At 63.1% G+C, this 13,881-nt stretch carries 6 protein-coding genes and 2 pseudogenes; 3 read left to right on the forward strand and 5 right to left on the reverse strand.

What is annotated here, in order from left to right; translation table 11 throughout:
• Positions 1 to 88: 88 nt before the first annotated feature.
• Together G6N82_RS07895 and G6N82_RS07900 are read right to left on the reverse strand one after the other, a co-directional pair.
• Positions 89 to 2,164: a M13 family metallopeptidase gene (locus G6N82_RS07895; RefSeq protein WP_346773723.1), complete on the reverse strand. Its 2,076-nt coding sequence runs from the start codon at positions 2,162 to 2,164 to the stop codon at positions 89 to 91.
• 142 nt (positions 2,165 to 2,306) lie between these two features.
• Positions 2,307 to 4,031: an ABC transporter transmembrane domain-containing protein gene (locus G6N82_RS07900; protein ID WP_165198069.1), complete on the reverse strand. Its 1,725-nt coding sequence runs from the start codon at positions 4,029 to 4,031 to the stop codon at positions 2,307 to 2,309.
• Between the two features lie 314 nt (positions 4,032 to 4,345).
• Between G6N82_RS07900 and phaZ the strand changes: the two are divergent.
• Positions 4,346 to 5,582, forward strand: a pseudogene (phaZ, locus tag G6N82_RS07905) (polyhydroxyalkanoate depolymerase).
• Here the strand turns inward: phaZ and G6N82_RS07910 are convergent.
• The 3 genes from G6N82_RS07910 to G6N82_RS07920 all read right to left on the reverse strand — a co-directional run bounded on the left by G6N82_RS07910 (position 5,579) and on the right by G6N82_RS07920 (position 8,167).
• On the reverse strand, positions 5,579 to 6,193 hold the full coding sequence (locus G6N82_RS07910) for a DUF4126 domain-containing protein (RefSeq protein WP_165195366.1): 615 nt from the start codon (positions 6,191 to 6,193) through the stop codon (positions 5,579 to 5,581). The pseudogene phaZ and the gene G6N82_RS07910 sit on opposite strands and share 4 nt — an antisense overlap.
• A 236-nt stretch (positions 6,194 to 6,429) precedes the next feature.
• Complete coding sequence (locus G6N82_RS07915; RefSeq protein ID WP_165195368.1) at positions 6,430 to 7,611, reverse strand: acetyl-CoA C-acyltransferase; 1,182 nt, start codon at positions 7,609 to 7,611, stop codon at positions 6,430 to 6,432.
• 106 nt (positions 7,612 to 7,717) lie between these two features.
• Positions 7,718 to 8,167: a MaoC family dehydratase gene (locus tag G6N82_RS07920; RefSeq protein WP_165195370.1), complete on the reverse strand. Its 450-nt coding sequence runs from the start codon at positions 8,165 to 8,167 to the stop codon at positions 7,718 to 7,720.
• A 244-nt stretch (positions 8,168 to 8,411) separates the two neighbouring features.
• Between G6N82_RS07920 and G6N82_RS07925 the strand changes: the two genes are divergently transcribed.
• Positions 8,412 to 9,014 (forward strand): hypothetical protein, encoded by a 603-nt coding sequence (locus tag G6N82_RS07925; RefSeq protein ID WP_165195372.1) that lies wholly within the window; start codon positions 8,412 to 8,414, stop codon positions 9,012 to 9,014.
• 214 nt (positions 9,015 to 9,228) lie between these two features.
• A pseudogene (gene gltB / locus G6N82_RS07930) lies at positions 9,229 to 13,868 on the forward strand (glutamate synthase large subunit).
• Positions 13,869 to 13,881 lie beyond the last annotated feature (13 nt).

Below are 13,881 nucleotides of genomic sequence, written 5' to 3' on the forward strand. Positions count from 1 at the left end.
GGTGCGAGCCTACCAGATGCGGATGCGTTCTTCCGGCGGAAGGTAAAGCTCGTCATCCGGTGTCACGTTGAATGCCTCGTACCAGGCATCAAGGTGGCGCACCGCGTTGTTGAGGCGGGAATTCGCCCGGCGGGTGATTGGCGGTCATCACGCGGTCGCGCAGGCTTTCCTCGCGCTCCATCCCGCGCCAGATCTGCGCGAAGCCCAGGAAGAAGCGCTGGTCCCCGGTGAGGCCGTCGATGACTGGTGCTTCCTGGCCGTTCAGCGACAAGCGATAGGCGCGGTAGGCCATCTGCAGCCCGACCACATCGCCCAGCGTTTCACCCATCGATTGCGGACCGCGCAGGCAGACAGGGCCTTCGGGGCTTTCGACCGGGCAATAGGCTTCGATGAATTCCGACATGCGGGCCGCGAACTTCTCGAAGCCCTCGCGGTCGGAATCCTGCCACCAGTTGCGTAGCTTGCCGGTGGCATCGAACTGCGAACCCTGGTCATCATAGCCATGGCCGATCTCGTGGCCGATCACAGCACCGATGCCGCCATAGTTCACCGCCGGATCAGCGTTGGGATTGAAGAACGGCGGCTGCAGGATGGCGGCCGGGAACACGATGCGGTTCGTCAGCGGCGAGTAATAGGCGTTGACCGTCTGCGGCAGCATGCCCCATTCGGTCGGATCGACCGGCTTGCCAAGGCGGGCATACTGGTCGTTGATGGCCCACTTGGTGCCGCTGATGCGATTGGCGAGCGGGCTGTCCTGAGCGATTTCGAGCCCGTCATACGTCTCGAATTCAGCCGGATAGCCCACCATCGGCACGAAGCCGTCCAGCTTCGCCTTGGCTTCGGCGATCGTCGCCTCGGTCATCCATTGGTTTTCCGCCAGCGCCTGGCCCATCGATAGTTTCAGGTTGGAAACGAGGGTTTCCATCCGCGCCTTGCTTTCCGGCGGAAAGAACCGTTCGACATAGAGCGCGCCCAATTGCTCACCCAGCAGGCTTTCCACTTCGGAAATGGCGCGCTTCCAGCGCTCGCGCTGTGCTTCCTGCCCGCCGATGGTGCGTCCATAAAATTCGAACGAAGCCGCATCGAGCTCGCTCGAAATCACCGCAGCATTGTTCGAGAGGAACTGCGCCGCCATGTAGGCCTTGATCGTGGCCAGCGGGGTTTCCGTCAGCAGCTTCATCATCGCCGGCAAGCCGCCGCCGATCATCTTCAGCTGTTCGGGCGTGAGCTTGAGCTCCGCGATTTCGTCTTCCGTCGGCGGCAGCTGGCTGACGAGGAAACGGGTCTGATCATCGAACCGGCCGGCCTCAAGCAAAGCCTGGATCGGGAAATCGCCTGCGATCTCGGCGAGTTGATCAGGGGTAAGCTCGTTGTAGGTCAGCTTCGGCATGCGCAGGACCTGCCGGGCCCATTCCAGCTCGGCCACCTTGCGCTCGAACGCATAAACCGCTTCGGCAGCCGTGGCGGGGTCTTCATAGCCAGCAGCGCCCAGCAGAGTAGCGAGATAGGTCTTGTAAGCTGCGCGGGCCTTCAGATTGCTTTCCGAATCGACGAGGTAATAGTCGCGATCGGGCATGCCCATGCCGTCGAAGCCGATCGACACCGCATATTCCTTGGGATTGCGCGCATCGATCCGGACACCGGCACTGACGAGAGCGGGATAACCTGCGGTTTCGAACAGCTGCGCCAACCGCGCCAGATCGGGCGCAGCGTAGATTTCCGCCAGATAGGGCTGGGCCGAAGCCAGGCCAGCGGCATCGATCGCTTCGACATCGACATAAGCGTTATAAGCATCGACGATGCGGCGAGCGGTGGTCCCAGGTGCAGGATTGGACGCCACGAGGTCGCGGATCAGCGTCTCGACGTCCACGACCGATTTTTCGCGCAGCATGTCGAACGCACCATAGCGCTGGCGATCGGCCGGAATTGCATTGGTCGCTACCCACAACCCGTTGACATAGGCATCGAAATTGTCGCCCGGATCGACATTGCGATCGATCATGTCGAGCCCGACACCCCAGGCGCCGAAAGACATGGTCGGCGCGGTAACCGGCGTTGCGGCGGGCGCACTACCTTCCTGGCTTTCATTACCGTCGGCGAAGGCCGGTGTAGCGATCGATAGCGCAAGCGCACTGGCGCCTGCGGCAAGCAGAGTCCTGATCATGAAATGCGTCCCTAAAAAGCTATTTCACCACGGCCAATCCCGGCCGTTCGTGGCAAAATGCTTTAGCGCCGGAAAATATCCTGCGTTGTTACTGGTCGTGAAATTATGCAGTTGGTCGAAAATAGAGCCGCAATCGCAACGTTCAGGCCGCTTCGCTCGCCGCAAACTGCAGCTTGGCCAGCCGGGCATAAAGCCCGCCGGCATTGGCCAGCTGCTCATGCGTGCCCTGCTCGACTATCCGCCCGTCATCCAGCACGACGATGCGGTTGGCGGCCCGCACTGTGGCAAGACGGTGCGCGATCACCAGCGTGGTGCGACCCTGCATCAGCTGGTCGAGCGCCTGCTGCACCAGCTGCTCGCTCTCGGCATCAAGCGCGCTGGTCGCTTCGTCGAGGAGCAGGATTGGCGCATCGCGTAGCAGGGCGCGCGCGATCGCCACCCGCTGCTGCTGGCCGCCGGACAGGCGGGTGCCGCTCTCGCCGAGGTAGGTGTCGAGCCCGTCGGGCAGTTCCCGCAAAAAGCTTTCGGCATTAGCCGCGCGGGCCGCCTCCCAGATTTCTTCCTCGCTCGCGTCCCAACGGCCATAGCGCAGATTGTCGCGCGCGCTGGCGCTGAACAGCACCCCGTCTTGCGGGACGAAGGCAATCCGGCTGCGGATGTCGGCCGGATCGGCCTTGGTCAGCGGCACCCCGTCAAGCCGGATCGTACCGGCTTGGGGATCGTAAAACCGCTCGACCAATTGGAAGATGGTCGATTTGCCCGCGCCCGAAGGCCCGACAATGGCCACCGTTTCGCCAGGCTCCACCTCAAGCGTGAAATCCTTGAGCGCGGCGGTTTCCGGGCGAGTGGGATAACGGAAGGTGACGTTGCGGAACGACAGGCTGCCCCGCGCCGGCAGCGGCAGGCTTTCGGGACGCGTAGGCGGCGCAATGTTCGGCTTTGCATTGAGCAATTCGTTGAGCCGGCTGGCAGCGCCCGCCCCGCGCAGCAAATCGCCGTAAACCTCGGTCAAGGCACCAAAGGCGCCGGCGACCACCACCGATGCGAAAATGAACGACGCGATAGTGCCGCCGGTGAGGTCACCAGAGACGACCAGCATCGCGCCGCGCCACATCAGGATCGTGATGGCACCGAAGATCAGCGTTATCAGCGTCGCCGTCATCAAGGCGCGGATCAGGATGCGCTTCTTGGCGACCTTGAAGGTGCGCTCTGCTGCGTCTGAAAAGCGCTCGCCCTCGCGCTGCTCCTGCCCGAAAGCCTGGACGACCTTCATCGCGCCCAGCACTTCGGTCACCATTGCGCCGACATCGGCGACCCGATCCTGGCTGGTCCGCGAAATTGTCCGCAACTGGCGACCGAAAGCGGCAATCGGAATGATCACCACCGGAATCGCAATGAACAGATAGCTGGCCAGCTGCGGGGCAAGCCAGAACAGGTAAGCCGTACCCAGAAAGCCCGAAATCACATTGCGCAGCGCCACCGAAACGGTCGTTCCCACGACCTGTTCGATGACCGCGGTGTCGCTGGTCATCCGGCTGGAGATCTCCTTGGGGCTGTTCTCTTCATAGAAAGCAGGTGCCTGGCGCAACAGGTTGCGCTGGACCGACTGCCTGATATCGGCAACCACGCGCTCGCCGATCCAGCTCACGAAATAGAACCTTAGAGCCGTGCCGATACCCAGCACGCCGACCAGCATTAGGAGATAGCGGAACCAGCGACCGATATCGCCATCGGCGCCGAATCCCCGGTCGACTATGAGTTTGAGCGCGTAGGGCATCGCCAGCGAGGTCACGGCAGCCGTGACCAGCAGCGCGGCGAGCGCCAGCGCGATCTGCCCCGGATAATTCGCGGCTGCCGAATACACCATCTTCAGCGGCCCAAGCGTTTTCGCCTTGGCTGGTTCGGTTGATTCTCCTGCCACGTCGACTGATGCATCATCACGTCGGCGGAACAGCCCGCCCCGGCGGGGAACCGCCTCTACCATATCGTCTTGCCCGTCCATTGCCTGCACAGGTAGACATGCGTTGCGCAAATTTCACGTGCAAAATCCGCCTAGTCCCAAACCATTTCGGGCCAGTCTGTCGATTTGTGCATTGCACAACGGCAAGGATGGGTTCAAGAAGCGCGGTCCAAGCGCCCGCCAAGAGGCGCCATGCGAACAGTCGCAACAGGGGGAACGCCTTGCTTTACCACGCCTATGAACTGCAGCGCGCCTGGCTGTCGAGCGCCAGCACCATGGCCTCGATTGGCGCCGGACTGCTTACCAATCCCGCCAATCCCTGGGGCTATTCCGGCCTTGGTGCGATGGCTGCGAGCGCGCTGGATGTGTTTGCCCATGCCACGGCGCCTTATGGCAAGCCGGCTTTCGGGATCGAGCGGGTCGAAGTGGCCGGCAGGCTTTATCCAGTCGAAGAATCGACCGTGCTCAACAATCCGTTCGGCGATCTCACGCGCTTCCGCCACGATGGCCTCGCCAAGGACGCGCCGCGCCTGCTGATCGTGGCCCCGATGAGCGGGCACTACGCCACGCTGCTGCGCGGTACGGTGGAGCGGATGGTCGAAAGTGCGGAAGTCTACATCACCGACTGGGCCGATGCGAAGACTGTGCCGCTTCACGAAGGCAACTTCGACCTGGACGACTACATCGACTATCTGATCGAGTTCCTCCAGTTCATCGGTGTCGATACCAAAGGGCGCCGGCCTCACATGATGGCGGTGTGCCAGCCTTCGGTCCCGGCGTTCGCCACGGTCGCGCTGATGAACCTGCACAAGGATCCGGCAACACCCGCGACCTTGACCATGATGGGCGGCCCGATCGACACGCGCTGCTCGCCCACCTCGGTCAACAATCTGGCGATGGAACGCCCGATCGAATGGTTCCGCCATTCGGTCATCGCCACCGTACCGATGAACTACCGCGGGGCAGGGCGCCGGGTCTATCCCGGCTTCCTGCAGCTGGCTGGCTTCATGAGCATGAACCTGGGCAGCCACATGATGAGCCATTACGAGATGTTCAAGCACCTGACCGTGGGCGATGAAAGCAGTGCGCAGGCGACCAAGGATTTCTACGACGAGTATCGCGCGGTGTGCGACATGACTGCGGGAATTTTACCTTCAGACGGTCGAGGAAGTGTTCCAGAAGCACTCGATCCCCAATGGCGAGTTCCGCCACAAGGGCGAAATCGTCGACCTGAGCAAGATCACTGAAACCGCGCTGCTGGCGATCGAAGGCGAGCGGGACGATATCTCCGGACTGGGCCAGACCAAGGCCGCGCTCGATCTGGCCGCCAACCTGTCAGACAGCAAGAAGCGCTATTACATGGCCAAGGACGCCGGCCATTATGGCATCTTCAACGGCAGCAAATGGCGCAACAAAGTTGCTCCGGTGGTCGAGGAATTTATCGAAGCCCACCGCTAGACCGGGGGTGCACCCCGATCGACCTTGGGCACGCGCACAAAGATGCGCTTGATCACCCGCCGTGCCCAGAGCAGCAGCCAGACGGCCAGCGCGAGCAGCGCCAGCGTGATCGCGCCGGCTGCCACCGGGTATTCATAGGCGAGATAGAGCAAGCCGACCGTCGCCACGTCTTCGATGCTGGAAACCGCCACATTGCTGACCGGTTCGGGACTGGTGTTGACCACCGCCCGTGCACTGGCCTTGCCGCCATGGGCCAGGAAGCTGGCCCCGCCGCCCAGTAGAAAAGCGAGCACCTGCGTCGCAGGATCGGACGGATCGACAATCGCCAGCGCCAGCAGAGCGCCGCCCACGGGGCGCACCAGCGTGTGGACAGTGTCCCAGATGCTGTCGAGCCACATCACCTTGTCGGCAAAGAACTCGGCGACCGCCCCGAGCAGCGCAATCCCCATCACCCAGGGGTTGGCCAGCACTGCCAGGCTGGCGAGGTGTTCAGGCACCGGTAGCGCCTCCAGCCGCATGGCAAGGCCAGTGGCAAAGATGCACAGATAGAGCCGCCAGCCCGACAGCAGGCTAACGCTGCCCGCGATCCCGATGATTTCCATTATACCCATTTGCTTCGCCTCAAACGCCGGCGGCCGCGTCCGCAGCCTTGGCTATCCTCGCTCATGCGACCTCACGGTCGCGTCGCTGCGGGCGGCCAGTCGGCCTTGCGGCGCTCATATTTGAGCGCCGGAACGCAAAACTCCCGCCCAACCGTTACCGGCGAGCGGGAGTTTGATAAGTTCAGACCTGAAAGGCAATCGGCCTTTGGCCTCAAGCAGCGAAGCGGTAGGCCTAGAAAGGGCGCTTAGAAAACCTCGAACAGCCCCGCTGCGCCCATGCCGCCGCCGACGCACATCGTCACGACGACATATTTCGCGCCGCGGCGCTTGCCTTCGATCAGCGCGTGGCCGGTGCAGCGTGCGCCGGTCATGCCATAGGGGTGGCCGATCGAGATCGAGCCGCCATTGACGTTGAGGATGTCGTTGTCGATGCCCAGCTGGTCACGGCAGTAAAGCACCTGCACGGCAAAGGCCTCGTTCAGTTCCCACAGGCCGATATCGTCCATCTTGAGGCCGGTCTGCTTCAGCAGCTTGGGAATGGCGAAGACCGGGCCAATCCCCATTTCGTCGGGCTCGGTGCCCGCCACTGCCATGCCGACATAACGGCCCAGCGGCTGGAGGCCCTTCTGCTCGGCCAGCTTGGCCTCCATCACGATCGCAGCCGACGAACCATCCGACAGCTGCGAGGCATTGCCCGCAGTGATCACGGCATCCGGGCCCATTACCGGCTTCAAGGACTGAAGGCCTTCCAGCGTGGTGTCGGGGCGGTTGCCCTCATCCTTGGTAATGGTCACCTCGACGTCCGAAATTTCGCCGGTTTCCTTGTTCTGGACCTTCATCGTGGTCGTGACAGGCACGATTTCATCGTCGAACTTGCCCGCAGCCTGCCCGGCAGCGGTACGCTGCTGGCTTTGCAGCGCATATTCGTCCTGCGCGTCGCGGCCGATGTTGTAGCGCTTGGCTACCGTCTCGGCGGTTTGCAGCATCGGCATGTAGACTGCCGGGTGCATGGCGATCAGCGAGCGATCGGGCGCAACCCGCATTTCCGGGGTCTGCACCAGGCTGATCGAATCCTGCCCGCCAGCGGCGACGATATCCATGTTGTCGACGATCACTTGCTTGGCGGCAGTGGCGATCGCCATCAGGCCCGAGGAGCACTGGCGGTCGATCGTCTGGGCCGCCACGGTCACCGGGCAGCCGGCGCGCAACGCGACCTGGCGACCGATGTTGCCGGCCTGGGTGCCCTGGGTCAGGACGGCGCCCCACACCACATCGTCGATCTCGCCCGCTTCGATCCCGGCCCGCTCGATCGCGGGCGCCAGTGAAAGAGAGCCCAGCGTCGCGCCTGGGGTGGCGTTGAAGCCCCCCTTATAGGCGCGGCCGATCGGGGTGCGGGCGGTGGAAACGATAACTGCATCGCGTGACATGGGGTATTCCTAGGTTTCGCGGCCCGGCGGCTGCCCGGCCTGTTTGTGGGGTGTCGCTTTTGCGGACGCTGCCCCGGCTCTGGCCGGGACTGCGCATCAATTCAGATCATACGAAATACATCGTGATCCATTCGCAGATCAGCGCGGGCTTGTCCTCGCCTTCAATCTCGATGGTGATCTCGACTGTCTGCTGCCATTGGCCGGGGCGCTTCTCCGCCATCTCGACCAGCTTCCAGTGGCCGCGGATGCGCTTGCCCGAACGGACGGGAGCGATGAAGCGGGTCTTGTTGCCACCATAGTTCACCGCCATCTTGATCCCGTCGACGCGCGGCATGTCGCTGTTGGCCGAAAGGTACGGGATCATCGACAGCGTCAAAAAGCCATGGGCAATCGTACCGCCGAATGGCGTCATCTTGGCGGCTTCTTCATTGACATGGATGAACTGGTGGTCACCGGTCGCATCGGCGAACTGGTTGATGCGATCCTGGCTCATCTCCACCCATTCACTGGTGGCAAAATGCTCGCCGGTCTTGGCTGCGATCTCTTGCGGGGTCATGCGCCTCTCTCCTCGTGAAACTTGCAGGTTCCGGGCGACTCCGGCCCGGTGTCGCGAAACGTCATGGCGCATCGCGGCTGCAATGGCAACGAAGTTTCCGTAAACGTCAACCTGCCGCTACGGCATCGCGGCTGCTGAACGGCGTGAGATGAGGCGCTGGTCACACTCTACCGCGAATCACCTCCGTGCAGGCCACGGGGACTCGTTATCGAGTGTTTTACCGATGGAACCTAAGCAACCGGCCATGAGTGCTGTCTCGCCATCGTCGCGCCCGCCGCTGAGCCGCCACCGTGCTTTCGTGCCGCTGGTGACGCTTTGGCTCGCCACCCTGGTGGGTGGCACACTGGCGGTGCTGCCAGCCGGGCAGGCATTGGCCGCTGCGACAGGCCTGGGGCTCACGCTCCCGGCGGGGCTTGCAAGCGATGCTGCGGTGTCGATCGGTGCTGCGATCATCGGCGGATTGATCGGACTTGCGCTGGCTTCGATCATCGCCGGCAAGCGGCCCCGACGGCCACGGAACGCGAACCGGCCGCACACGGTTGCGCCGTTGGAACTGAATGTGCTTTTCACCGGAGCAGAGCCTGAGAATGCCTTGGAGAGCCGCAACATCCCGCACGAAGCCGAGGTCAAGGACACGCACGGCCAAGCGGTCCGGATGCTTCGCGCGCACGCGCCCGGCGATTTGGCGATGCCGCAGCTGATCGAGCGACTGGCCGTTGCCATGGCCGATTACGAGCAGCGCGAAGCGGCTCGTCCGCATACGTATACCGATCGCGCGCCTCCGGCAGTCTTTGCGGCCCAGCTGCGCATGCTGTTCAATGGGTTACCTTCGAACAATCGCGGTTAGGCAGTCGAGCACGCCCACTTTCCCCTAAAGCCGCGCCTTAACCGGCCCAAAGATTGCTTCGCTCTTCGCGGTTGCAAAAATCATTTCATGTCGCCATGAGGGCTGCGAGCGATGGAAAAGCTGCGCGATGCGGCCGCCATTATTGCGCTTAATTGCCGGTCAGCGTCACTTTGGGCGGTCGCGAACCCGGCATCTGACAGGATGGACTTTGGTAATGGGATACCCCACGCCCCAGGGCTTGTATGATCCGCGCAACGAACATGACGCCTGCGGCGTCGGTTTTGTCGCACATATCAAAGGCGTGCAGTCGCACGCGATCGTCAGCCAGGCGCTCGAAATCCTGCATAACCTCGATCACCGCGGCGCGGTGGGTGCTGATCCGCTGCTGGGCGACGGCGCCGGCATCCTGCTGCAGATTCCCGACCCGCTGTTCCGCAAGTGGGCGGAAGGCCACGGCAAGGCTTTGCCCGCACCCGGCGATTACGCAGTGGCAATGTGCTTCATGCCGCAGGACGAAGCCGCGCGAGCCTTTGTCACCGAACAGTTCGAGAAGTTCACCGCCAAGGAAGGCCAGGACCTGATAGGCTGGCGCGATGTGCCGGTGACGCTGGACGGCCTGGGCAAGGCCGTGGTCGATCTGATGCCGGTGATCCAGCAGGCGATCATCGCCCGCGGCGAAAACTGCGCTGACCAGGACGCCTTCGAACGCAAGCTGATCGTGATCCGCAAGCAGGTCCAGAACCCGCTCAAGTCGCTGGAGGAAAAGCACGGCCTGCCCGGACTGTCGGACCTTTATATCCCCAGCTTCTCTAGCCGTACGATCGTCTACAAGGGGCTACTTCTCGCTACGCAGGTGGGCAGTTTCTACGACGATCTGCGCGATAGCGATTGCGTGTCCGCGCTGGGCCTGGTGCACCAGCGCTTCAGCACCAACACCTTCCCCAGCTGGCGCTTGGCGCACCCTTATCGCTTCATGGCGCATAATGGCGAGATCAACACGGTTCGCGGCAATGTGAACTGGATGAACGCCCGCCGCCGCACGATGGAATCGCCACTCTTGGGCGCGGACCTCGACAAGCTGTGGCCGATCGTGCCGCATGGCCAGTCAGACACGGCCTGTCTCGACAACGCGCTCGAACTGCTGCTGCTGGGCGGATACAGCCTGCCGCATGCGATGATGATGCTGATGCCGGAAGCCTGGGCCAAGAACGAGCTGATGGATCCGGCCCGCCGCGCGTTCTACGAATACCATGCCGCACTGATGGAGCCATGGGACGGGCCGGCTGCCGTGGCCTTTACCGACGGGCGCCAGATCGGCGCGACGCTTGATCGCAACGGCCTCAGGCCCGCGCGCTTCTGCGTGACGAAGGACGACATCGTCTGCCTCGCTTCGGAAAGCGGCGTGCTGCCCTTTGCCGAAGAAGACATCGTGCGGAAATGGCGCCTGCAGCCGGGCAAGATGCTGCTGATCGATTTCGAACAGGGCCGCATCATCGAGGACGCAGAACTCAAGGCCGATCTTGCCGCCGCGCAGCCCTATGCGAAGTGGCTCGAATCCGCCCAGTACAAGCTGTCGGACATCGAGCATATCGAGCCCGAACTGAGTGCCGTGGCCAGCCATGAGACGTCGCTGCTGCAGCGCCAGCAGGCCTTCGGCTACACCCAGGAAGACATCAGCCGCTTCCTTGAACCGATGATGGTCAGCGGTGACGATCCGGTCGGATCGATGGGCACCGACACGCCGATTGCCGTGCTGTCGAACCGTTCGCGGCTGCTCTACGATTATTTCAAGCAGAACTTCGCACAGGTCACCAACCCCCGATCGATCCGATCCGCGAGGAACTGGTGATGAGCCTGCTGTCGATGATCGGCCCGCGGCCGAACCTCTTGGGCATGGAAGCCGGCACGCACAAGCGGCTGGAGATCAGTCAACCGATCCTGACCAATGAGGACCTGGCCAAGATCCGCTCGGTCGAAGTGGCGCTCGACGGCGCCTTCCGCACCGAGACGATCGACATCACCTGGCGTGCCAGCAAGGGGGCCAAGGGCCTCAAGATGGCGCTGAAGGAAATGTGCTGGGCCGCCACGGAAGCGGTGCTGCAGGACAAGAACATCCTGGTGCTGTCTGACCGCGCGCAGGGACCGGACCGGATCCCGATGCCCGCGCTGCTCGCCACTGCCGCGGTGCACCACCACCTGGTGCGCCAGGGCCTGCGCATGCAGACGGGCCTCGTCGTCGAAACCGGCGAAGCGCGCGAAGTGCACCATTACTGCGTGCTGGCCGGATACGGCGCGGAAGCGATCAATCCTTACGTCGCCTTCGAAACGCTGGAAGACCTGCGGGCCAAGAAGCACCCCGAACTCTCCGCCGCCGAAATCCAGAAGAACTACATCAAGGCGGTCGGCAAGGGCATCCTCAAGGTCATGTCCAAGATGGGCATTTCGACCTACCAGTCCTACTGCGGGGCGCAGATCTTCGATGCGGTGGGCCTGTCGAGCGCCTTCATCGAACAGTATTTCACCGGCACCGCGACCACCATCGAAGGCGTGGGCCTGCAGGAAGTGGCAGAGGAGACCGTGCGCCGCCACGCACAGGCCTATGGCGACAACCCGCTTTACAAGAACATGCTCGATGTCGGCGGGATCTACCAATACCGGCTGCGCGGCGAAGACCATGCCTGGACGCCGGAAAACGTTGCATTCCTGCAGCACGCCGTGCGCGGCAACAGGCCCAAGGACTATGCCGAGTTCGCCAAGTCGATCAACGAGCAGTCCGAACGGCTGCTGACGATCCGCGGGCTGATGGAATTCAGGAAGGCCGAGCAGCCGATCCCGCTGGAGGAAGTCGAGCCGGCGGCTGAAATCGTCAAGCGCTTCAGCACTGGCGCAATGAGCTTCGGTTCGATCAGCCACGAGGCGCATTCGACGCTCGCCATCGCGATGAACCGCATCGGCGGGCGTTCGAACACCGGCGAGGGCGGCGAGGAGCCGTTCCGCTTCAAGCCATTGGACAATGGCGATTCGATGCGCAGCCGGATCAAGCAGGTCGCCAGCGGCCGGTTCGGTGTGACGACGGAATATCTCGTCAATTCGGACGATATCCAGATCAAGATGGCGCAAGGCGCAAAGCCGGGCGAAGGCGGCCAGCTGCCCGGCCACAAGGTCGACAAGCGGATCGGCGCGGTGCGTCACTCGACCCCGGGCGTGGGGCTGATTTCGCCGCCGCCGCACCATGACATCTATTCGATCGAAGACCTCGCCCAGCTGATCCACGATCTCAAGAACACGAACCCGGTGGCGCGCATTTCGGTGAAGCTGGTTTCCGAAGTGGGCGTGGGTACCGTTGCGGCAGGCGTTTCCAAGGCGCGCGCGGACCATGTCACCATTTCCGGTTATGAAGGCGGCACGGGCGCGTCACCGCTGACCTCGTTGACGCATGCGGGAAGCCCATGGGAAATCGGCCTGGCTGAAACGCAGCAAACCCTGTTGCTCAACGATCTGCGTAGCCGCATCGCGGTGCAGGTCGATGGCGGCCTGCGCACCGGGCGTGACGTGGCGATCGGCGCCCTGCTGGGCGCGGACGAATTCGGCTTTGCCACCGCGCCATTGATCGCAGCCGGCTGCATCATGATGCGCAAGTGCCATCTGAACACCTGCCCGGTCGGCGTGGCGACGCAGGATCCGGTGCTGCGCGCGCGTTTCACCGGCCAGCCCGAGCACGTGATCAATTACTTCTTCTTCGTCGCGGAAGAGCTGCGCCAGATCATGGCCGAGCTCGGCTTCCGCACGGTCGAGGAAATGATCGGCCGCGTCGACAAGCTCGACATGCGGCGGGTCGAGCGGCACTGGAAGGCTGCCGGGGTTGACCTTTCGCGCCTGCTGGCACGGGTCGACATTCCGGCTGATGCCCCGCTGCACCACACGCAGACGCAGGAACATGGCCTCTCCGCGGCGATGGACAATGAACTGATCGCGGCCTGCAAGGACGCGATCGTATCGGCCAAGCCGGTCCAGCTCGAGCGCGAGGTTCGCAATGTGAACCGCACCGTCGGGACAATGCTGTCCGGCGAAATCGCCAAGGCTTACGGCCACGAGGGGCTGCCTGCGGATACGATCCGGATCAATTTGACCGGTGTGGCCGGGCAAAGCTTCGGCGCGTGGCTGGCGCATGGCGTTACGCTCGACCTGACGGGCGATGCCAATGACTATGTCGGCAAGGGGCTTTCGGGCGGGCGGATCATCGTCAAGCAGCCTGACAGCGTTGACCGCGATCCAGCGGACAACATCATCGTCGGCAACACCGTGCTTTATGGCGCGATCGCGGGCGAAGCCTATTTCGAAGGTGTCGCAGGCGAACGCTTCGCAGTGCGCAATTCGGGCGCGATCGCGGTGGTCGAAGGCGCGGGCGACCATTGCTGCGAGTATATGACTGGCGGCGTGGTGGTGGTCCTTGGCAAGACCGGGCGCAATTTTGCGGCCGGGATGAGCGGCGGCGTAGCCTATGTCTATGACCCTGATGGCGCTTTCGAACAGCTGGTCAATCCGGCGCAGGTTGACCTGGTGCCGCTGACTGGCGCAGTCGACGAGGAAGACGGCACCGGTCGGCCCGCACAGCGGCCACGCTCGGTCAATGATTTCGGCATGGGCGACATGCTGCGCCATGATGCAGAACGGCTGCGAATCCTGGTCGAGCGGCACAAGCTGCACACCGGCAGCGCCAAGGCGGCGGCGATCCTCGACAATTGGGACAAGGAAGTGACGCGCTTCGTGAAAGTCATGCCGCGCGACTACAAGCGCGCGCTGGAAGCGCTGGCGGCCGAGCGTGAAGAAGCCGCTTCGGTTGCGGCGGAATAAGGTTACGGGACGC

The organism is Altererythrobacter sp. BO-6, from assembly GCF_011047315.1.
GTDB lineage: Bacteria > Pseudomonadota > Alphaproteobacteria > Sphingomonadales > Sphingomonadaceae > Erythrobacter.

Excerpts from the sequence above, each read along its gene's own strand:
- G6N82_RS07895 (WP_346773723.1), bottom strand. The coding sequence starts at position 2,164 with ATGATCAGGACTCTGCTTGCCGCAGGCGCCAGTGCGCTTGCGCTATCG.
- G6N82_RS07900 (WP_165198069.1), bottom strand. The coding sequence starts at position 4,031 with ATGGTGTATTCGGCAGCCGCGAATTATCCGGGGCAGATCGCGCTGGCG.
- G6N82_RS07910 (WP_165195366.1), bottom strand. The coding sequence starts at position 6,193 with ATGGGTATAATGGAAATCATCGGGATCGCGGGCAGCGTTAGCCTGCTG.
- G6N82_RS07915 (WP_165195368.1), bottom strand. The coding sequence starts at position 7,611 with ATGTCACGCGATGCAGTTATCGTTTCCACCGCCCGCACCCCGATCGGC.
- G6N82_RS07920 (WP_165195370.1), bottom strand. The coding sequence starts at position 8,167 with ATGACCCCGCAAGAGATCGCAGCCAAGACCGGCGAGCATTTTGCCACC.
- G6N82_RS07925 (WP_165195372.1), top strand. The coding sequence starts at position 8,412 with ATGAGTGCTGTCTCGCCATCGTCGCGCCCGCCGCTGAGCCGCCACCGT.